General features: G+C 63.5%; 20 protein-coding genes. 12 read left to right on the top strand and 8 right to left on the bottom strand.

What is annotated here, in order from left to right:
* Nucleotides 1-145: 145 nt before the first annotated feature.
* From fghA to frmR, 4 genes are read right to left on the bottom strand one after another with little or no spacing between them, the layout of a single operon-like run.
* Nucleotides 146-976 carry an S-formylglutathione hydrolase gene (fghA, locus tag ACOJB8_RS09325; protein ID WP_475012176.1) on the bottom strand — a complete coding sequence of 277 codons (831 nt, stop codon included), beginning with the start codon at nt 974-976 and terminating at the stop codon, nt 146-148.
* A gap of 7 nt (nt 977-983) precedes the next feature.
* Nucleotides 984-1,274, bottom strand: coding sequence for a hypothetical protein (locus tag ACOJB8_RS09320; protein ID WP_368605264.1), 291 nt, complete (start codon nt 1,272-1,274; stop codon nt 984-986).
* A gap of 22 nt (nt 1,275-1,296) precedes the next feature.
* Nucleotides 1,297-2,406 carry an S-(hydroxymethyl)glutathione dehydrogenase/class III alcohol dehydrogenase gene (locus ACOJB8_RS09315; protein WP_475012174.1) on the bottom strand — a complete coding sequence of 370 codons (1,110 nt, stop codon included), beginning with the start codon at nt 2,404-2,406 and terminating at the stop codon, nt 1,297-1,299.
* 59 nt (nt 2,407-2,465) lie between these two features.
* Nucleotides 2,466-2,738, bottom strand: a complete 273-nt coding sequence (frmR, locus tag ACOJB8_RS09310; protein WP_028203886.1) for a formaldehyde-responsive transcriptional repressor FrmR — start codon at nt 2,736-2,738, stop codon at nt 2,466-2,468.
* 244 nt (nt 2,739-2,982) lie between these two features.
* Here frmR and ACOJB8_RS09305 point away from each other — a divergent pair, with 244 nt between their 5' ends.
* Nucleotides 2,983-3,606, top strand: a complete 624-nt coding sequence (locus ACOJB8_RS09305) for an HD domain-containing protein (protein WP_475012171.1) — start codon at nt 2,983-2,985, stop codon at nt 3,604-3,606.
* Between the two features lie 76 nt (nt 3,607-3,682).
* Here the strand turns inward: ACOJB8_RS09305 and ACOJB8_RS09300 are convergent, their stop codons facing one another.
* Together ACOJB8_RS09300 and ACOJB8_RS09295 are read right to left on the bottom strand one after the other, a co-directional pair.
* Nucleotides 3,683-5,545, bottom strand: a complete 1,863-nt coding sequence (locus ACOJB8_RS09300; protein ID WP_475012169.1) for a PAS domain S-box protein — start codon at nt 5,543-5,545, stop codon at nt 3,683-3,685.
* Nucleotides 5,545-6,666 carry an ABC transporter substrate-binding protein gene (locus ACOJB8_RS09295; RefSeq protein WP_342947546.1) on the bottom strand — a complete coding sequence of 374 codons (1,122 nt, stop codon included), beginning with the start codon at nt 6,664-6,666 and terminating at the stop codon, nt 5,545-5,547. The genes ACOJB8_RS09300 and ACOJB8_RS09295 overlap by 1 nt, the downstream gene beginning before the upstream one ends.
* Nucleotides 6,667-6,955: 289 nt before the next feature.
* Between ACOJB8_RS09295 and ACOJB8_RS09290 the strand changes: the two genes are divergently transcribed.
* The 5 genes from ACOJB8_RS09290 (at nt 6,956) to ACOJB8_RS09270 (ending at nt 10,149) form a co-directional block, all read left to right on the top strand.
* Nucleotides 6,956-7,264 (top strand): hypothetical protein, encoded by a 309-nt coding sequence (locus ACOJB8_RS09290; RefSeq protein ID WP_069263856.1) that lies wholly within the window; start codon nt 6,956-6,958, stop codon nt 7,262-7,264.
* A 136-nt stretch (nt 7,265-7,400) separates the two neighbouring features.
* Entirely contained in the window at nt 7,401-8,912 is a 1,512-nt protein-coding gene (locus ACOJB8_RS09285) for a histidine kinase (RefSeq protein ID WP_069264170.1), read from the top strand.
* Nucleotides 8,887-9,519, top strand: a complete 633-nt coding sequence (locus tag ACOJB8_RS09280; RefSeq protein ID WP_069263858.1) for a response regulator — start codon at nt 8,887-8,889, stop codon at nt 9,517-9,519. The genes ACOJB8_RS09285 and ACOJB8_RS09280 overlap by 26 nt, the downstream gene beginning before the upstream one ends.
* A gap of 105 nt (nt 9,520-9,624) precedes the next feature.
* A complete protein-coding gene (locus ACOJB8_RS09275; RefSeq protein WP_475012167.1) occupies nt 9,625-9,906 on the top strand; it encodes a hypothetical protein in 282 nt (93 codons plus the stop codon).
* 30 nt (nt 9,907-9,936) lie between these two features.
* Complete coding sequence (locus ACOJB8_RS09270; protein WP_028203895.1) at nt 9,937-10,149, top strand: hypothetical protein; 213 nt, start codon at nt 9,937-9,939, stop codon at nt 10,147-10,149.
* Between the two features lie 180 nt (nt 10,150-10,329).
* Here the strand turns inward: ACOJB8_RS09270 and ACOJB8_RS09265 are convergent, their stop codons facing one another.
* On the bottom strand, nt 10,330-11,484 hold the full coding sequence (locus ACOJB8_RS09265) for an AraC family transcriptional regulator (protein WP_368605268.1): 1,155 nt from the start codon (nt 11,482-11,484) through the stop codon (nt 10,330-10,332).
* A 273-nt stretch (nt 11,485-11,757) separates the two neighbouring features.
* Here ACOJB8_RS09265 and ACOJB8_RS09260 point away from each other — a divergent pair, with 273 nt between their 5' ends.
* The 4 genes from ACOJB8_RS09260 to ACOJB8_RS09245 all read left to right on the top strand — a co-directional run bounded on the left by ACOJB8_RS09260 (nt 11,758) and on the right by ACOJB8_RS09245 (nt 16,734).
* Nucleotides 11,758-14,085: a beta-glucosidase gene (locus ACOJB8_RS09260; protein ID WP_475012166.1), complete on the top strand. Its 2,328-nt coding sequence runs from the start codon at nt 11,758-11,760 to the stop codon at nt 14,083-14,085.
* Between the two features lie 279 nt (nt 14,086-14,364).
* The gene (locus tag ACOJB8_RS09255) at nt 14,365-15,483 is read left to right on the top strand and encodes an acyl-CoA dehydrogenase family protein (RefSeq protein ID WP_342947542.1); all 1,119 of its coding nucleotides are present in this window, start codon (nt 14,365-14,367) and stop codon (nt 15,481-15,483) included.
* Between the two features lie 16 nt (nt 15,484-15,499).
* Complete coding sequence (locus tag ACOJB8_RS09250; protein WP_475012163.1) at nt 15,500-16,375, top strand: phosphate/phosphite/phosphonate ABC transporter substrate-binding protein; 876 nt, start codon at nt 15,500-15,502, stop codon at nt 16,373-16,375.
* Nucleotides 16,376-16,431: 56 nt separating this feature from the next.
* Nucleotides 16,432-16,734, top strand: a complete 303-nt coding sequence (locus tag ACOJB8_RS09245; protein WP_475012161.1) for a hypothetical protein — start codon at nt 16,432-16,434, stop codon at nt 16,732-16,734.
* An 8-nt stretch (nt 16,735-16,742) separates the two neighbouring features.
* On the opposite strand, the gene ACOJB8_RS09240 is transcribed toward ACOJB8_RS09245, so the two are convergent.
* Nucleotides 16,743-17,228: a GNAT family N-acetyltransferase gene (locus ACOJB8_RS09240; RefSeq protein WP_475012160.1), complete on the bottom strand. Its 486-nt coding sequence runs from the start codon at nt 17,226-17,228 to the stop codon at nt 16,743-16,745.
* A 387-nt stretch (nt 17,229-17,615) separates the two neighbouring features.
* Between ACOJB8_RS09240 and ACOJB8_RS09235 the strand changes: the two genes are divergently transcribed.
* Nucleotides 17,616-18,389, top strand: a complete 774-nt coding sequence (locus ACOJB8_RS09235) for an ATP-binding cassette domain-containing protein (RefSeq protein ID WP_256094632.1) — start codon at nt 17,616-17,618, stop codon at nt 18,387-18,389.
* A complete protein-coding gene (locus ACOJB8_RS09230) occupies nt 18,386-19,423 on the top strand; it encodes an ABC transporter permease (protein WP_256094633.1) in 1,038 nt (345 codons plus the stop codon). Before ACOJB8_RS09235 ends, ACOJB8_RS09230 begins: the two co-directional genes overlap by 4 nt.
* The last annotated feature ends 2 nt before the right edge of the window (nt 19,424-19,425 follow it).

The raw sequence follows: 19,425 nt of genomic DNA, 5'->3' as shown, positions 1-19,425 counted from the left end.
ATGGGGTGTACAGCGTCAATGCGCTTTATTTTCCTGGCCGCATGACTTTGGGTTATACGTAGCGGCGGCCTCGGCGCCTTGCCTTTGGATGACCATAGAGAACGCGCCCGTCCGCCGAAACCAGCGAACGGGCGCGCGGCACGTTTCAAGCCAGCGCTTTGGCGTGAAAGGCCATATGCTCGCCGATAAAGCTGGCGATGAAGTAATAGCTATGGTCGTAGCCTTCACGAACGTTGAGCGTCAACGGTTGTCCCGCCTTTGCGCAGGCAGCCTGCAGCAATTCCGGCCGTAGCTGCGCATTGAGGAATTCGTCGCCGCCGCCTTGTTCGACGAGTAGCGGCAAGCGTTCGCGCGCGCTGCCGACCAACGCCACGGCGTCATACTGGTTCCACGCCTCGCGGTCATCGCCGAGGTAGGCGGTGAGCGCTTTTTCGCCCCACGGCACCTGGCTCGGCGCGACGATCGGCGAGAATGCGGATACGCTGCGATAGCGGCCCGGATTGCGCAGTGCAACCACCAGCGCGCCGTGCCCGCCCATCGAATGCCCGCTGATCGAGCGCGCCTCGCTCGCCGCAAAACCCGCCTCGACGAGGGCGGGCAATTCGGAGACCACGTAGTCGTACATGCGGAAATGCTTCGCCCACGGTTCCCGCGTGGCGTTCACGTAGAAGCCCGCGCCCTGGCCGAGGTCGTAGTCGGGCGAATCGGGCACATCGCTGCCACGCGGACTGGTATCCGGCGCGACGACGATGATCCCGTGCTCCGCCGCGTAGCGTTGCACGCCCGCCTTGGTGATGAAATTCTGTTCCGTGCAGGTCAGGCCCGAAAGCCAGTACAACACGGGACATTTCTGCCCGCGCATGGCAGCCTCGGGCAGATAGATGCCAAACTTCATGTCGCCGCCAACGGTGGAAGAGGCGTGCTTCCAGACCTCCTGGCTGCCGCCGTGGCTGACGTGTCGTTCAATGCGCTCCATAAGCGTTTCAGGCCTCCCGGTAAGTGCCTTTGGCTTTCGCAGCCTGAGTGGAGAGAATGTCCATGAGCGCGGGGCTCAGACAACCGTACGGCTCGAGGCCCTTGTCGCGCAGCGTCTGGCGCACGTCGGCCATGGCCGAAGGCGGTGTGCCGCTCTCGATGATCGAGGACACGAAGGCTGCGAAGCCGGGGCCGTCCCAGCCCGCGTCTTTCGACGGGCAGCGCAGCGTGCCGCCCGCGAAGCTTTCGGCGCCTTTCTGGATGCCGCGGTCAACCGTGGGGTGAATGGCCGAGGCCATGGTCTGTCTCCTTCCTTGCGTGTCAGTAGTGCACGACGGTCCGGATCGATTTGCCCTCGTGCATCAAGTCGAACGCTTCGTTGATGCCCGAGAGCGGCTTCGTGTGGGTGACGAACGGCGCGAGCTGGATCTTGCCCGCCATCGCGTCTTCGACCATGCCCGGCAGTTGCGAGCGTCCTTTCACGCCGCCGAATGCCGTGCCAAGCCAGCGGCGGCCGGTCACGAGCTGGAACGGGCGCGTGGAGATTTCCTGACCCGCGCCGGCTACGCCGATGACGACCGACTGGCCCCAGCCACGATGCGCGCATTCGAGCGCCGCACGCATCACGTTGACGTTGCCGATACATTCGAAGCTGTGATCCACGCCCCAGCCCGTCATGTCGACGATCACCTGCTGGATGGGCTTCTCGTGATCCTTGGGGTTTACGCAGTCGGTGGCGCCAAAGGCGCACGCCAGATCGAACTTGCCCGGATTGGTGTCGATGGCGATGATGCGGCCGGCCTTGGCGAGCTTCGCGCCCTGGATCACAGCAAGTCCGATGCCGCCCAGGCCGAACACGGCGACGCTATCGCCTTCCTGCACCTTGGCGGTGTTCTTCACCGCGCCCAGACCCGTGGTCACGCCGCAGCCCAGCAGGCACACCTGCTCGGGATTGGCTTGCGAGTTGATTTTGGCGAGAGAGACTTCGGCCACCACGGTGTATTCGCTGAACGTGGAGCAGCCCATGTAGTGATAGAGCGGCTGGCCGTTGTAGCTGAAACGGCTCGTGCCATCGGGCATCACGCCCTTGCCCTGGGTCGCGCGCACGGACACGCACAGATTGGTCTTGCCGCTCTTGCAGAACAGACACTCGCCGCATTCGGCGGTGTAGAGCGGGATGACGTGATCGCCGGGCTTCACGCTGGTCACGCCCTCACCCACTTCCACGACGATCCCGGCGCCCTCGTGGCCGAGCACGACGGGGAAGAGGCCTTCCGGGTCGTCGCCGGAGAGCGTGAAGGCATCGGTATGACAAACGCCGGTATGCGTGATCTTGACCAGCACCTCGCCCTTGCGGGGCGGTTCAACGTCGATCTCGACGATCTCGAGGGGCTTGCCCGGCCCAAACGCAACTGCAGCACGCGATTTCATAGTAGTCCTGTAAAAAAAGAAGGTCGGCCGAATCGGCGCGGGAAAAATCCCGCGGTGAGCTAGCGTAAATAGGTTCGAACGAGGGTCACGACATCGTCGATCGATCCCGGGGACTCCGCTGATCCCGCAAGGTGGGTAAATTCTTCGCGCAAGTGGCTTTCGAGCACACCGGCCATCACGCCGTTGATCGCGCCGCGAATCGCCGCCAGTTGCTGGAGCACCGGCGCGCAATCGGCGCCTTCCTCCAGCGCGCGCTCGAGCGCGTCCAGCTGGCCGCGAACCTTGCGCACGCGCGTGAGCACGCGCTTCTTTTCTTCGGGGGAATGGGGCATGACGGCATCGATTGAAGATACTGTGGGGTAGTATAGGCGAATACTGGCAGGGAGTATACGTTTGCATCGATGTTGCCAACGTGATGCCAGGTGAATATCGGGGCTGTTCCCGCAGGGCATGCGGCGCATAATGAGCCCGTGATGCGCAGTTTCGAGGACCACGTGCCTTACCTGCTGTATCTGCGACCATCGACATTCGTGAGGAATTTTCTCCGAGCATTGCGCAGCGCGCAAAGGAGCAGGGGTGAACCGCACGCAGCGACGCTTCGTCGAATTGTGGTCGCGCAGCGGGGGCGCGCGCGCCGAGGCCGTCTATGCCGATCTCGCGCGCCGTTATGGCGAGGCGGGGCGGCACTACCACACGCTGCGCCACGTGCACCGCTGCCTGCGCGATTTCGACCGGGCGCGCGAGGCGATTGCGCATGGCAATCTCGTGGAGCTTGCGCTGTGGTGCCACGACGTGATCTATGTGCCGGGCGCTCAGGACAATGAGGAGCGCAGCGCGCAGTGGCTGCGGCGCTGCGCAGACGATCGCATCGCGGCTTGCGCGCGCATTTGCGAAGCGATTCTCGCGACCCGGCATACCCGCGCGCCGGATGAACTGGATGCGCGCTTCGCGTGCGACATCGATCTCGCGTCACTGGGCGCACCGCGCCGCCAGTTTCAGGACAACGGCATGCGCCTGAGAGCCGAACGCCCGGACCTGGACGACCACGCCTACGCCATGCACGAGCGGCGGATGCTGGAGACGCTGCTCGCGCGCCCGCGCATCTACCTGACCGATTACTTTCATTCGCATTGCGAGGCCGCGGCACGCGCCAATCTCGCGTGGCGGCTCGCACAGCCGACGCCGGGCGCCGGGACATGAGGCCAGGTTGGCAAATCAGGGAAACGACCATCAGGATTTCGCATCTAGCGAAAAGCGCCAGGCAGACGAGGCATGACTAGCGGAGTTCGCTATCGGCGGGCAGCGCTCGACTGACGTTTTCCGTCGTCTCGTTGAACACGATGCGAACCGTCGATCCCGGCCCGTCCCGGCTTTCGATATGAAACTGCGCGCCGATCATCCGTGCGCGCTCCTGCATGCCTTGCAGTCCATACGAATCCCCACGGATCGCCTTCGCCACGTCGAACCCGTTGCCGTCGTCATGGACCTCGAGTTCGAAGTGGTTATGGATGCAACGCAGGACGACCTCGGCATGCGAGGCCTGCGCGTGGCGGCTGACATTGGTGAGCGCCTCCTGGACGATGCGGAACACCGCCGTCGCGCGGTCGTCGCTCAATGAAGGTTCGCGGCCTTCGAGCAGGAACGTGCAGACCGTTGCGTTGTGTCGGGTGAAGTCCTGAACGAGCCATTCGAGTGCCGACAGGAGCCCGAAATTCAGCGCGGCCGGTCGCAGGTGACTCGCGACGTTGCGCACGATGTCGATGGTGCGTTCAGCCAGCCCGCCGATGTCGCCCACCTTTTGTTGCCACTCGGCGCCCTGGCTCAGCGCAAGCTTGAGCAAGGAGACATTGATCTTGATCGCGGTGAGCAACTGGCCCAGTTCGTCGTGGATCGTCATGGCGATCTGCCGCCGCTCCTCTTCGCGGATCGACTCCTGGTGGGACGAAAGCTGGCGCAACTGTTCGCGCGAATGGCGAAGCAGCTGCTCGGTTCGCGTGCGCTCGCGCACTTCTTCCTCGAGCTGATCGCGATGGCGCGTGAGGATCTCCATCGCCTGCTTGCGGCCCGAGATATCGGTCAACTGTCCTTCGAGGCATTGGGGGCCCGCGCCGTCGTAGCGTATGCCGCGGGCATTGAGCTGACACCAGACCGCGGTGCCGTCGGCGCGAGTCAGCTCGATTTCCAGGCCCGCGATCTTGCCGGTCAATTGCAGCATCGCGAAGAGTTGGGCCGTTTTCCCGCTGGAAAACGGCTGGGGCTTGGCATGAACTGCGCTCGCGTCGTCGCGTGGCGCCGTGATCATGCCTTGCACGTCGCGGTAGCCGAGCAACTGGGCCATCGCGGGATTGGCGTCGCAGAGTTTGCCATTGCGATCGAGCACGAAGAATCCTTCGAGTGAATTCTCGATGATGCTCCGGTACTTGCGCTCGCTCTCCCTGAGCGATGCCGTCGAGTCGCGCAGCCGCTCCGCCATCACGTTGACACGCGCGGCCAGCCGGCCCAGTTCGACACTGGATTCGATGGCGCAGCGGCTGTCCAGATCACCTGACGCGATGCGGTCGACCATTTCTTCCAGGCGCCGGATGGGCTCGCGCACGAGGTGTTTGAGGAGCAGAAAGGTCGTGACGTACACCACGGCGAGCACGAGCGCGAGCGTTCCCAGCACCGCTGCGCGCGCGGCCTCGAAACCCCGGTCGGCGGCGGCCCGCGTCAGGACCACGCGGACCTCGCCGATCTTTTCTGGCGGCGCATTGCCGGGTGGCGTGAATTCTATCGGCCGCACGCGAACCACGCGCGCCTGCGGGTCGGGCATCGGCGCATTGCTCGCGTCGGCCAGCACGCCATAGTTGGTCGCGGTCACGGTGAAGCTCACCACCTCCGGATTCGGTTTGAGCACATTCAGTTGCCGTGTGATCGCGTCGCGATCGACATTCCAGAGCGGCTGCGCGAGCGACTGGCTGAGGAGATCGGCAATGCGGTTCGCACGTTCGTCGAGTTCCGCGATCCGGCGTTCGCGCGCATGCTCGAGCAGGAAGAACGCCGACGTGCCCGCCACCAGCGTACAGAGCACCAGCAGCGAGAGCATGAGCTGCGCATGCAGGCTGCGTGGGAAGCGGGCACGCAACAGGGTTTGCAGCATTACGCGGCCTTTGAAGCGGAATCGAGCAGGGTGTCGAGATCGAACGTGTAGGCGCCCACACGCCGGCTTTGCACGCGCGAGAAACGGCTGAAATCGGGAGACGTGCGGCCTTGAAAGGCAATCTCGGCGTAACGCCTGGCGTCGCTGCTGTCGAGCACCTTCAGATAGTCGAGCCGCTGGCGCGGTCCGCCCACTTGCGCAAAGTCCGCGCCGTAGTGGTAGTCGTGAATGAGGACCAGCGCGCATGCGCCGATGAACTGGTCGCCTGCAACGATCGCGGCCAGGTCGCCGCGAATGACCGATGCCACGGCTTCGGGCAGCGCACCGAGCCCGCCGACGATGGTGGACAGATGCCGCTCCTGCACCGCACTCAATGCACCAAGCGTCATCGAATCGTTGGCAGCCCAAAGGATATTGGCATCCGGGTAGCGCGAGAGCAGCACGCGCGCCTTGTCGCGGCCGTCGGAAAAACTCCAGTCCCCATAGACGAGCTGATCGATGCGGTCCTGCGGCCGGCGCGCCAGCGCGGCCTGCACCCCGGCGGCGCGCTCGGCAGAGACCGGCGTGGCAGGGTCGCCGGTAATGCCGATCACGCGGGCGGGGCCGCTGCCGTTCGAACGGATCAGGCAATCCATGAGGCGAAAGCTGCCGCGTCCGGCATCGGCGGTGACGGTGCCGATCCAGTTCGCGATCCGTTCGCGCTCGTTGCCGGTCTGGGCACGCTGGGCTTCGGTCAGATCGTTGTGGATCAACAGCACTTTGGCGCTCGAGCGTGCCAGCGTTTGCAGCATCTGCGGCGCGGCCATCTTTTCGTTGACGATCACCACATAGTCGGGCGCCGCTGTACGTGCCGCTACGGATTCGGCCTGGCGAAGCATCAGCAGATGATCGCGCTCCGCGTAGAGCACTTCCAGCTGCATGCCAAAGCGTTTTGCAGTCGCGGCCATGAAGCGCGAGACGAGTTGCCAGTGCTGGCCCGTATCGTGTTCCACGCTTTCGCCCGGATTCAGGAATACGACGCTTGCTGGCCCACGGCTGACCGGCAACGCCATGGTCGCCCGCATCGTTATCAGGCTCGCGCCTATACCGACGCATTGCGCGATCATCTGTCTTCTGTTCATACGAAATCAGCGTATGCCATGCGCGGCATTGTGTGGAACCGAACGGTCAGTCGCGCGCAGCATAACGCGACGTAATCTCGCCGACAATCCGCTTTACTTCGGGCCAGGACGGAAATTCCCGGCAGACATTCAAGGGTGCGATTGCGCCTCGAAGTCCGCCATTCAGGATTTCCCGACACAAGATTCAGGGTTCCCCTTTACCGTTTGCAGTCGAAGACGACTGCACGCGATCATTGGCGGGCTCATCATGAGGTCAGCAAAATTCGAAGCTTGGCAGAGGCGACGCGCGATGATTTCCGAGTGGGGCGACCGTAAGGCGCGCGTGCAGGACGTGAACTCGATCTGCATGCGCCTGTTCGATACGTGGTGCGAATCCCGCAATCTCATGCCGCTGGCTTATTTGATGCACTGCTGGCCGCTGCCGGACAGCCGCGCGGGCACGATACGGCGCTTGCAGGAAAGCATGAAAGACTTGCGCCGCAACCATGCGGACAAGCTCGATCTGTATGCGTTATCGGCGCTTGGCGAACTCGCACGCAGTCTCGACGAACTGATCGACCGTGCGGAAATTTCCGCGAGGCATTCGTTCGCTACGTAAGGCACCTGGAACATAGAGGGCTAACGGGGCGCGCAATCCGTATTACCTGCATACGTGATAAAGGGTTGCCGAAGGGCCATGGCTTTGGCGACGAGGACAAAACAAAGTAACCAGGGCCGGAGCAACCGTGGGCAAGATGACTGACTCGCAGGCCACGACAACGAACCCCTGCACGATACTGGTCGCGGGCGGTACGCCGAACGAGACCCGCTTGATCGCCGACCACCTCGTATGGGAGGGCTTCGAGGTGCTCGCCGCGAACAGCGGCCTCGAGGTGCTGGAGCGTTCGTACGTCTCCCAGCCCGAACTGATTCTGCTCGATTCAGAGGCCGCCAGTGTGGGCGCCCTGGCCACCTGCCGCAGCCTGAAGTCGGATGCGCGCACGCGCGATATTCCCGTGGTGCTCATGATGCCGGCAGGCCATCATCGAAGTCTCGCCGATGGCCTCAGCGCCGGCGCAGCCGACCATGTGCGCAAGCCCGTGCTCGTCGAGGAGCTGGTGGCCAGGGTCCGCACGCACATCGCGTTGCGGTCGGCCCACCGGCAACTCGCCATGCAGCAGCGCGGGCTCAACGCGTGCGAAACGCGCTTTCGCGCGATCGTCGAATCGGGCCCGGTGGCCATGGGCATCACCTCGATGCCCGACGGCCAACTGCTCTATGCCAACGCACGGTTTCGCGAACTGCTGCGCCTCGATGAAGCGGCGCGCGCGAACGTCAATATCGTCGACTTCTACGTCGATCCGCTGGAGCGCGAAAGACTCGTGCGCTGTCTCGCGGCCCAAGGCAGCTTCAGCGACGCGGAGGTGAATCTGCGTCGGCCGGACGGGACGCAGTTCTGGGCCATGGCGACGGCACGGCTGTCGAACTACGATGGCGCACCGGCCATTTACGTCGGCCTGCACGACATTTCCGGCCGCAAGCGCGTGGAAGACGAACTCGTGCGCTCGCGCGAGCAGCAGCGGGCCCTGTCGGCTTATCTGGAGGGCATGCGCGAAGACGAGCGCAAGCGCAGCGCGCTGGAGATTCAGGACGAACTCGGCCAGTTGCTGACGGCGCTGAAAATGGACGTCTCGCTTCTGCGGATGCGGCTCACCGACGATCCCGAGGCCGTCGGCCGGGCCGACGACATGCGCGAACTGGTCGAAGGCACGATCTGGATGGTCCGCAACGTGGCAAGCCACCTGCGGCCCGCGGCGCTCAACTTCGGCCTCGTTTCGGCGCTCGAATGGCTCACCAGTCAATGGAGCCGGCACAACGCCATCCCGTGCGAACTGCACATGGCAAGCGGCGAGCCGGCCTTGTCGGACATGCAGGCCACGGCGCTCTTCCGGATCGTCGAGGCGGCGCTGACGAACGTCGCGCGCCACGCGGCGGCGCAGCGCGTCGAGCTCACGCTCAGCACCGGGCCCGGCTCGCTCGACTTGCGTGTGCGCGACGACGGCCGCGGCTTCGACGTGGCCGCCGCGTATGCAAGGTACGCATACGGTCTGCTTGGCATGACAGAGCGCGCGAGGCTGATTGGTGGTACGTTGAGCATCGACAGTCAGCCCTGCAAAGACCTGACCATCGGCATTGCGTCTGGCACCACGATTTCGATCCACGTTCCGCTCGAAGACCCCCATGATCAGAATACTCATCGCCGATGACCATGCCATCGTGCGTGGCGGACTCAAGCAGATCCTCGCGACGACTGCCGACATGGTCGTGACGGCGGAGGCCGGGCAGGGCTCGGAGGTGATCGAAAAGCTGCGGACCTGCGAAGTCGACCTGCTGCTGCTGGACATGACGATGCCGGGCATCAGCGGCGTCGATCTCATCCGCCGCGTGCGCGCCGAGGAACCTGCGTTGCCGGTGCTCGTGCTCAGCATCCACAACGAAGCCCAGGTCGCGTCGCGCGCGCTGCGGGCCGGCGCGACAGGCTACGTGACGAAGGACAGCGATCCGGAAGTGCTGCTGGCCGCGATTCGCAAGCTCGCGGACGGCGGGCGCTTTATCGACCCGAAACTCGTCGACGCCATGGTGTTCGAGAAGCATTCGGGCGATGTGCCCCCGCACGAAGTGCTCTCGGACCGCGAGTTCCAGGTGTTGCAGATGCTCGCGTCGGGCAAGAGCATCAACGATATCGCCGATGCGTGCGCGCTCAGCGCCAAGACGATCAGCACCCACAAGATGCGGCTGATGCAAAAACTCGGGCTGGGCAATAACGCGGAGGTGATCCGCTATGCGATCCGGCATGGGCTGGTGGGCGAGTAACGCGCGGTCGTGCGCGGCGAGAAGGAAATCCTGACAAACGAACCGGACAATCCCGAGGGAACTATCTACCCGTCCCGATGGCGGCCGGTTTAACGGCTGTCTACGATGATTTCACCTAAAGCGTGGGGGGCGGCGATGGCGGTGCGGCAGTCGTTAGGGGCAGCAGTCGTGAAGTGGCTGAACCCCACCAGCAGGCAGACAGTGCGGGTCGTGACGGTGCATCGTGCGCCGTCCGGGCGGATCGCGAGCGTGTTCATCGAGGCGCAGACAGCGGACGGACCGCGCGCGCTGTTTTTCTTCCGCCATCCCGACCGTGGATGGCAGGTGTTTCCACCCGATATCCTGCGTCCTTCGATGGGCGCAGCACGTGTCGCGACTAGAATATAGCGGCAGGCAGGCCGCGAGCGGAGATTGCGCATGGAAGAGATCGCGCCAGACGAATTGCCGTCACCCTATGAAACGAAGCTGCGCGAGTGGATGAGCCGGTGGTACGACCACGCCATTGCGCAAGGGCTCGTGCGTCCGCCGTTTTTGCTCGACGACGCCAAGGCCGAGCGCCTCGAAGGCTATTTCGCCGCCGGACTGACGCCATCGGAAGGTGCGCAGGCCTTCTTCGGACCGGCGCACTGACTTGCGCCTTCGTGACGGCGCGTCGAGCGCTCATGCGGCCTCGATCTGATCATCCACGTGTATTGCGTAGTGCGCTCTGTTCATCGACCTCATCGTGATTTCGACGCGCGTGTTCGCTTTCTGTCTGGTCCCGAATATTCGATCGTGTACAGCGCAGGCGCGGTTTGCCCAGAAGGCTCACTAGAGCCTGCAGTTTTCGAACTTGTAGCGCGAAGGAGACTTGCCGCTGTTCTCGAGAAAGAAACGCGAGAACGCGCAGGGAGAAGAAAAGCCGAGAAGATCGCTCACCGCGGCAACCGAATAATCGGCCAACGGCAGCAACCGCCGTGCCTCCTCGAGGCGCGCATGAGACAGGATAGCCTGGAAGTTCGTCCCTTCAATCTGCAGGCGCCGGTGCAGCGTCGAGCGTGAAATGCCAAGGCGGCCGCAGACTTCTTCCATGGGGTTCGCAAATGGCAGACCGGCATGCGCCTCACGAATCATCTTCGTCACGAAATCTTCGATTCTCGAAGAAAACGAATGGCCCACAACGAAGCGTCTGATATCGGCATCGGCCTGCCCGCAGAGAATGTTTTCGGTGATCTCGTTGTACCTGCAATACGGCAGGTCTGCCGCTCCGGTTTTCATCAGCATGCGGTTGCGGCTCTGCCTGAATTTCACCGTCGCGCCACACAGGTGCGAGAGCTGGGAGACGGGCGCAAACGCCTCTCCGGTCAACTCGATCTGGGTGGGATAGGGCTCGTCGTCGTTGTACTGTTCGGCGAGTCGAATGAGCAGCAGGAAATTATAGAAAGCGCTCGATGAACTTCTGCCCGCGCCGTCCAGAACGTATTCGAATTCGAATGTCTGGCCTGCCCGCTTTACCTTCACGGTATCGACATTTCCGATCAACACCCGGTAGCGCAGAAACTGGTCAAAGGCCTTCGTCAACGTCGGGCTGTTCGTGACGATGGCCAATAAGGTGCTGATGGGGGCGCGAAACGAATAACTGGAAAAGATTTCGAGCCGCTCCGAAGCCTGGTAGCCCGGCTCCAGCAGATTGAGCATGGCAATGTGCTTGTGTGCGGGGATGCGCCCGTCCGGATGGACGAGTTCCGCCTCGGTGATGCCGGTGAGGCGCGTGAAATCGTGTGGCGACATGCCGTGCTCGACGGCGGACTTGAGCGAGAGTTGGGCAAGGACGTTTGAAACGGTCTTTTGATCGGTCGTCATGGGAGACACCATGGAACGGAGAAACGTCGCCTCGGCTAACCGCTGGTAGCTGGTGACTTTAGCATCCTTGCTGCAATCCTCAAACGGCCCGATGGGGCCAGATATCGAATCCGCATGAACCACTGCGCGGGCGCTGTGAGCGGGTGCGCAGACTCGAAAACTGCCTGTAAGGTAGCGACGGAATGGCAAACGGCGCAGGGTTAAGGCAAACCCTGATGCTGCGACGCAAAGTTAAGTTCTGCGACGGCACGATAAGTGCCAACGTTTCTCCGGTGCTATCGTCATCTCGCTACGTAGGGCAATTCAACATAAAACCAGAAGAAAAATGTAGTCCGATTACGGTCCCGCAATCCTGCGGGTCATCGCTCATGCAATCGGCAAAACAGGAGAGACACCGTGAGGAATGCGAAGAAAATAGCGATTGCCGTCGCCGGCGTATTGTGTGCCGGCTCTGTGGCGTACGCGGATCAAGCTGCCACCGGCAATACATGGGGCAACAGCCCATTTTCGATTGTGGCGCAGTTCTTTTCCCAGGCTTCGGGTGCGTCACAGCAGCCGGCCTTTGACTGGAAAGCGAAGGGCGACCAGGCCGACAGGCGCGCGGCAGTGCTGGTATCGCAATTGACGCTCGACGAAAAGATCCAGCTGGTGCACGGCACGGGCATTCCCACCATCGGTCTGGGTGGCCCGTTTCCATCGTGGGTGCAGGGCGCCGGTTATATCCCCGGTATCAGTCGCCTGGGCATTCCCCCGTTGGCCACCGCGGATTCGGCTGGCGGCGTGAACGTGCAGAACGCGCATGCCACGGCTTTTCCCGCACCGATCGGGCTCGCCTCGAGCTGGGATGTGGCGCTCGCGGGGGCCTACGGCTCGCGTATTGCCCGTGAACTGCGCGTGCTCGGCTACGCGGAAGGGCTGGGTGGCGGGGTCAATCTGGCGCGAGAACCGCGCGACGGCCGCACGTTCGAGTACATGGGCGAAGATCCCGTCCTGACCGGCACGATGAGTGCGGCGCGCACCATGGGGACGCAGTCTCAGGACGTGATCGCAACGGTGAAGCACTACGCGATGAACGACCAGGAAACCAACCGGATGACGAGCAATTCCGTGGTCGACGAAAGGACGATGCGGGAAACGGAGCTGCTCGCCTTCGAGATCGCCGTGCGCGAGGGGCATCCCGGCAACGTGATGTGCTCGTACAACCTGGTCAACGGCGTGTATGCCTGCCAGAATCCGGAACTCCTCACGACCATCCTGAAGAAAGAGTGGGGATTCAAGGGCAAGGTTCAGTCGGACTGGACGGCCAACCATAGCACTGTCGCGTCCGCGATGGCCGGTCTCGACGAAGAGCAGCCCGGCGATCTCGGCACGGCCGGCGCGGGCTTTGGCATTCAGTCTTATTTCAGCAGCGCGCTCAAGGCCGCGGTCCAGGCCGGTACCGTTCCGGTCGCCCGTCTCAACGACATGGTCTTTCGCAAGCTGCGCACCATGATCGCCCTCGGCGTCATGGACAACCCGCCCACCCCCGGCGGCTCGGTCGACCAGACGGCAGGCAACCGTGACGCTCTCGCGGTCGCGCACGAGTCGATCGTTCTACTGAAGAATGGATCGGCATCCGGCAGTAACCAGCCGGTCCTTCCGCTCGCCGCTGGCGGCCTGCACTCGATCGTCGTGATCGGCGGCCATGCCGATGTCGGTGTGATGTCCGGAGGCGGGTCGGGAGGCGTGCCCGCGGCAGACGGCAATGCGGTGTCGGGATGCCAGTCCGGCAATCCGCTGCTTTCGAGTTGCGCGACCTGGTACAAGTCCTCGCCGTACAACGCGATCAAGGCCAAGGCGCCTCAGGCCACGGTGACGTATTTCGACGGCACGAACGCCTCCGCCGCGGCTAGCGCAGCCGCCAGCGCCGATGTCGCGATCGTGTTCGCCACGCAGTGGGAAAGCGAGGGCACGGATCTGGCGAACCTGTCCTTGCCGGACAACAAGGCGGACGCGAGCAATCAGCTTTACGACCAGAATGCGCTGATCAACGCGGTGGCTGCGAAGGCCAAACGGATCATCGTCGTGCTGGAGAATGGCAGCCCCGTCACGATGCCGTGGCTCGGCAGCGTTCACGGTGTAGTGGAAGCGTGGTATCCCGGTGTGCAAGGCGGTCAGGCGATCGCGGACATCCTGTTCGGCGACGTAAACCCGTCCGCCAAGCTGCCGATCACGTTCCCGCGCCAGGAAGCCGATCTGCCGCAGCCGACCATCGACCCGAACAACCTGAACGTCGTCTATAGCGAAGGACTCCTGATGGGGTACCGCTGGTTCGATGCGAAAAACATCGATCCGCTCTTCCCGTTTGGCTATGGCCTCTCCTATACGACTTACTCGTACTCGGGGCTCCGGACGCGTACCGATCAGGGCGGCAATGTGATCGCGACGTTCACCGTTGCCAACACGGGCTCGCGTGCCGGCGCCGAAGTCGCCCAGGTGTACGCGACGCTGCCGCCGGGACTCGGCGAGCCGCCGCAGCGCCTGGTGGGATGGACGAAGGTCGCCTTGCGGCCTGGGCAGTCGCAGCAGGTGACCGTCGTCATCCCGGCACGGCGCCTCGCGACGTGGAACGTCACGACGCACGCGTGGCAGGTGCATGGCGGAAGCTACGAGATTCGCGCCGCGTCGTCGTCGCGCGATACGAATGCGTTGTCGGCACGCGTTGTCGTTGGCGATATGCATTGAGCTGTCTGAGGCCTGGGCGCAGCCCGCACCCAGGCCTTGCGGACGAGCGAGGACACCCAGCGTCCAGAGAAAATCGGCGGATGCAATAATGTGCCAGCCTGCGGCACTGCCGATGCGCTGCGGGCTCCTTCAAGTGCGAGAGTCGTTGTTGCAGGTCTGCATGCGACAGATGCACCGGAGCGGCGCACGCGCGTCCTCCATTTTCGGCTGCGCAACACGTGCGCGGCATCAGCACAGACCCGGACGACCGTCTCCGCCAACTCTGTCCGGGAGACTCCGATGTCCTTGATCGACGTGCTGGAACCGCTCGTTCGCACCGCTATTGCCCCCGAAGCTCCCCAAACGGATCAGCTCGCGCGCTTTCCTCGCGCGGCCCTCGACGCGCTAGGCGAGGCACGTCTGCTCGGACTCGTCAGCGCCGAAGAGGTCGGCGGCATGGGGCAGGGCGTCGCGCAGGCGTGTCAGGTGGTCGAGCGCATCGCGCGGGACTGCCCGTCCACCGCGATGGTCGTCACCATGCACTACGCCGGCGCCATCCTCATCGAAAAATACGGCCCCATCGAAGTGAGGCGCGCCATTGCGCAAGGCGGGCACCTCACCACGCTGGCATGGTCCGAGACCGGCTCGCGCAGCCATTTCTGGGCGCCGGTCGGCACCGCGCATCCCGATGGCGACGATTTCGTGCTCAACGGCAGCAAGAGCATGGTGACGTCCGCCGTCGAAGCCGACTCCTACGTCTGGTCGTCGCGACCGGCGCTGGCCGCGGATGGCGCCAGTACGCTGTGGCTCGTGGACAGCCGTGCGCAAGGGCTGCACTGTCCGCAGCCCTTCGACGGCCTCGGCTTGCGCGGCAACGCGTCCGCGCCGATCCAGGCCGAAGGTTTGCGTGTGCCGGCCAGTGCGATGCTCGGCCCTGACGGGGGCGGCGGCGACATCATGAATGGCGAAGCATTGCCGGCGTTTGCAAACCTCGTTGCGTCGACATCGATCGGCATCGCCGATGGCGCGCTGGCGCGCGCCATTCCTCACGTGACCGGCAGCCGCTTCGCGGAGAGCGGCAGTGCCCTTGCCGACCTGCCGACCATCCGCGCCTATCTCGCCCGCGCGCAGCTGCGCGTCGATCAGGCGCGCGCGCTGCGCGACGATACGCTCGCCGCGCTGGCGTCGGGCCGGCCCGACGCGATGCTGCGCGTACTCGAAGTGAAGGCGGTGGCCGCGGAAGCCGCGCTCGCCGTGACCGATACGGCGATGCGTATTTGCGGCGGCGCGGCCTTTCGCAAAGAGGTGGGCATCGAGCGTCTGTTCCGCGACGCGCGCGCCGCCTCCATCATGGGACCGACCTCGGACGTCCTTTACGACTTCGTTGGCCGCGTGCTGTGCGGCCTGCCGCTCGCCTGATGAGGAGACACCCATCATGTCCTCAAGCGCACGAAATGCCTCCCTGATGCTCGGCGCCGTTGCGTATGCGTCCAAGGTCGTCACGATCTGGGAGGGCTTCAAGGCATGGTTTGCCGAACGCGGAGTCGCGATTGACTATCTGCTTTACTCGAACTATGAAACGCAGGTCGAGGCCCAGTTCGCAGGCGATATTGCGTTCGCGTGGAATTCCCCGCTTGCCTGGATACGCGCGAGCCGCATCGCGCAGGCGCGCGGCGAGACCGTGCTGCCGCTCGCCATGCGCGACACGGACCGCGACCTGCATTCGGTGCTCGTGGTTCGCCGTGACAGTCGCGTCCAGACGCTCGCCGACCTGCGCGGCGGCACGATCGGCTTCGGTGCGATCGACTCGCCCCAGGCCACGCTGATTCCGCTGGATCATCTGCGCCACGAGGGCGGCCTCGTCGCGGGCCAGGACTACCAGGCGCGCCGCTTCGATGTGCTGGGCGGCAAGCACGGCGACCATGTCGGCGGCGAACGCGATGCGGCAAGCGCCCTCGTGCGCGGCGAAATCGACGCCACGTGGATGATCGCAGGCAACTTCCGGGCGTTTGCCGACGAAGGGACGCTGCCGGCGGGCGCGTCGCGCATCGTCGCCACGACGGGCGCATTCGATCACTGCAACATGACGGTTAGCCCCGGCGTGCCGCAGGAAGCGGCGCAGCGCTTTGGCGACCTGCTGCGCTCGATGGACTGGAACGACGCGCGGGTGCGTCCGTTGCTCGAACTGGAGGGTCTCAGGTCGTGGCTGCCTGGCCGCGCCAGTGGCTACGCATTGCTCGAGCGTGCGGTAACGGAAGAGGCTTTCTATGACCACCAGGGCCGAATCGCCGAGCCCGCTTATCGATATTGAGTCGCTCGGTTTCGACGCCGGCGCTCAGTGACGAGGCCCGCCATGTCGCCCTGGGCATGTCCCATCTGCTTTACCGGCTCAACAGCGAGCCGCGCCTGCGTTCGCGTCTGGCCCACGCGGTCGAGCAACGTCATGACGCACTGGAGGGCACCGCGGGTCTCAATGAAGAGGTATTCGACGCGCTGATCCTGATCGCCGCGGGCGAGTTGACGCCGGCGGCCGTGGCGCGAGGCTACGCGCAGGTTCAAACCTTGATGCGCGAAATGGCCGATGGCCGCTACACGAGGCTGGTGCGCCTTGGCTTCGAGCCGGCTCAGGCGAAGCAGCTTGCGGCGCTGCATACGCGCAATTTCATGTAGCGGCGGCGTTACCGCCGCCTCATCAGCAACGACGTGTCAGTCGCGTCGACCACGTGAAACCCAAAGCGCTGGTAAAGGCTAATGGCCCGATTGCCCTTCAGAACACTGAGTTTGACAGGGACGCGAGCGTCGTCTGCGTGGCTTAGAAATTCACCGAGCAGATGAGCCGCGATACCGCGACCCTGATGTTCGGGCAGGATCTGGATTTGTACGATGGTCCATTCATCGAGGTCGCGAAAGAACTTGAAGAGTCCGAGTTTTTCCGACCCGCAACAGATGACATAAGCGTCGTCGTAGCGATAGCGAAGACGCTCCCAATGTGCGTGCTCGTCGGTGGATTCACCAGCACGTTCCAGGTGCTCGGTCATCGTTGCCTTGCGCAAAGCGAACAGAAATGGCTCGTCGGCGGGCGTCGCTGCGCGAAGTGTGAATTCAGGTGGATTCATTCGTGGCGGTCGAAACTGGCAGTGGCGGGCCTTGTGATTGTTGACCATCTCAAGCACGTTGTCGACCTCGACGCCGTAGTAGCGAACGGTGCTGTCGTGCCTCCTGCACGGGCCACCGTGTCAGGTCACGCGCGCGAAGTTTGCTATCAAGCGTGGACGTGCCCAAGTCCCTTACATTCCGTTATTCGGATGCCCAGGACTAGTAATTTCCCGATGAAACAAGCGGTCTCGCGAGGCGATTCTTGAACTAGACTTTGACTGTTAGTCTTACTATATTCCAGAGACTTTTCCAGGTAAGTTGAGGCGGCGAGCGATAAGCAAAGGGGAAAGTTTTATGGCTATCGTCGTACACAACATCTCTGTGGTTCATTCGAGCCGGAGCGCAGCGTGACGGCGAGCGATGCCGCGCCCGCTGCGAGCGACTGGCGGCATATCGTGCGCGCGCAGGGCATCAGCCTGTCCTACGGCAAGATACGCGCGCTTTCCGGCATCGACCTCGCCATTGGCCGCAACGAGATCGTCGGCCTGATCGGCGATAACGGCGCGGGTAAATCGACGCTCATCAAGGTGTTGACCGGTGTCGTGCGGCCGAGCACGGGCAAGCTGTTCATTCGCGACGAAGAGGTCGACTGGAGCCGCTTTTCCGTGCGCGAGGCACACCGGTTGCGCTTCGAGACGGTGTATCAGGAGAAATCGCTCGGCGAGAAGCAACCGCTGTGGCGTAACTTTTTTGTCGGCCGGCAGATCACCAATCGGCTCGGCTTCATCAATGTCGCCGAAGAACGGCGCATTGCCAACGATATTCTCAAGCAACAGCTCGGTTTTCGCGGCGTGGGGATCGACGCGGATTCGTTGATTGCGAAACTCTCCGGTGGCGAGCGCCAGGGCATCGCGATCGGACGGGCGATGTATTTCGACAGCGATCTGATCATTCTCGATGAACCCACGGTGGCACTTGCCATCAGCGAGGTGCGCAAGGTTCTCGACTTCGTGCGCTCCATTAAGGAGTCCGGGCGCGCCTGCATTTATATCGAACATAACCTCGCCCATGTGCACGAGCTAGCCGATCGGCTGGTCGTGCTCGATCGCGGCCGCATCGTCGCGGATATCAAGTCAGGCGAGATGAGCCTCGAGGATCTAACGCGGTATCTGATTTCGCTGCAGCAGAGCGGGCACGGACCGGCGCCGGTTGCGGGGACAAAGACGTGAGCGATCCGATCAAGGAAAAACGGCCGGTGCGCCCGGTGGGTTTGCGTCTGCCGGGATTTGCCCGCATGGAGGGCTTGCCGAGCCTGGTCGTATTCGCGCTGGTGGTCGGCCTGTTCATGGCAACGGCACCGCGCGTGTTTTTGGGCTGGCCAATCTACTTCTCCTTCCTGACCACTGTGCCGCCGCTCGTGGTGCTGGCGATCGGGCTGACGCTGGTGATTGCGGCGGGGGAGATCGATCTGTCCTTCCCTTCGGTGATGGCATTCTCGGGCTTTCTGTTCGCCTGGTGCGTGAACACCACCGGTTCCGCGTGGCTAGCCATTGTTGCGGCGTTGGCAGGCGGCGCGCTGGTCGGCGTGGTGAATGGGGTGCTGGTCGCGGTGGTCGGGATGCCCTCGATCATCGTGACGATCGGCACGCAGTTCCTCTGGGCAGGTGTTGCTTCGATTCTTTCCGGCGGGCTCTCCTATGCGCTACAGCAGCTCGCCAGCGGTTCAGCCTATGCAGTCTTCACGGGCACGTTGTTCGGCGTCCTCCCGATGCAAGCGCTCTGGGCGCTCGGGCTCGCAATATTCATGTGGTTCATCCTCAATCGCCACCGTTTTGGCGAGCACGTGCTGTTCATCGGAGACAACCGCAACGTAGCGAAGGTCGTGGGCATCAATGTGCTGCGTGAGACGGTGAAGCTGTTCACGCTGATGGGTGTGCTGGCCGGTTTCGCCACGGTTCTGCTCACGCTCGAGAACCTGAACTATTTCTCGACCCAGGGGCAAGGCTACCTGCTGCCGGCGCTGGCCGGCGTGTTCATCGGCGGAACTTCGGTGTTCGGCGGCACGGCGACGATCGTGGGGACTTTCTTCGGCACCTTCGTGATTGGCATGCTGGAGGCCGGAATCGTTGCGACAGGCATCGCCGGCTTCTGGGTACAGGCGATCGAAGGGGTGGTGTTCATCGTCGCCGTGATCCTGCATCTGTTGGTCGAGAATCCCGCCAGGCTGCGCGCGTTGCGCGAAAGATTCAGGCTTGGGAGGTGATA

The organism is Paraburkholderia sp. BR10141 (assembly GCF_056155635.1).
This window is presented reverse-complemented; position numbering and strand designations above follow the sequence as displayed.

Coding starts and splice junctions, on each gene's coding strand:
- fghA (WP_475012176.1), bottom strand. CDS start 976: ATGGAGCGCATTGAACGACACGTCAGCCACGGCGGCAGCCAGGAGGTC.
- ACOJB8_RS09320 (WP_368605264.1), bottom strand. CDS start 1,274: ATGGCCTCGGCCATTCACCCCACGGTTGACCGCGGCATCCAGAAAGGC.
- ACOJB8_RS09315 (WP_475012174.1), bottom strand. CDS start 2,406: ATGAAATCGCGTGCTGCAGTTGCGTTTGGGCCGGGCAAGCCCCTCGAG.
- frmR (WP_028203886.1), bottom strand. CDS start 2,738: ATGCCCCATTCCCCCGAAGAAAAGAAGCGCGTGCTCACGCGCGTGCGC.
- ACOJB8_RS09300 (WP_475012169.1), bottom strand. CDS start 5,545: ATGCTGCAAACCCTGTTGCGTGCCCGCTTCCCACGCAGCCTGCATGCG.
- ACOJB8_RS09295 (WP_342947546.1), bottom strand. CDS start 6,666: ATGAACAGAAGACAGATGATCGCGCAATGCGTCGGTATAGGCGCGAGC.
- ACOJB8_RS09290 (WP_069263856.1), top strand. CDS start 6,956: ATGATTTCCGAGTGGGGCGACCGTAAGGCGCGCGTGCAGGACGTGAAC.
- ACOJB8_RS09285 (WP_069264170.1), top strand. CDS start 7,401: ATGACTGACTCGCAGGCCACGACAACGAACCCCTGCACGATACTGGTC.
- ACOJB8_RS09280 (WP_069263858.1), top strand. CDS start 8,887: ATGATCAGAATACTCATCGCCGATGACCATGCCATCGTGCGTGGCGGA.
- ACOJB8_RS09275 (WP_475012167.1), top strand. CDS start 9,625: ATGATTTCACCTAAAGCGTGGGGGGCGGCGATGGCGGTGCGGCAGTCG.
- ACOJB8_RS09270 (WP_028203895.1), top strand. CDS start 9,937: ATGGAAGAGATCGCGCCAGACGAATTGCCGTCACCCTATGAAACGAAG.
- ACOJB8_RS09255 (WP_342947542.1), top strand. CDS start 14,365: ATGTCCTTGATCGACGTGCTGGAACCGCTCGTTCGCACCGCTATTGCC.
- ACOJB8_RS09250 (WP_475012163.1), top strand. CDS start 15,500: ATGTCCTCAAGCGCACGAAATGCCTCCCTGATGCTCGGCGCCGTTGCG.
- ACOJB8_RS09245 (WP_475012161.1), top strand. CDS start 16,432: ATGTCCCATCTGCTTTACCGGCTCAACAGCGAGCCGCGCCTGCGTTCG.
- ACOJB8_RS09240 (WP_475012160.1), bottom strand. CDS start 17,228: ATGGTCAACAATCACAAGGCCCGCCACTGCCAGTTTCGACCGCCACGA.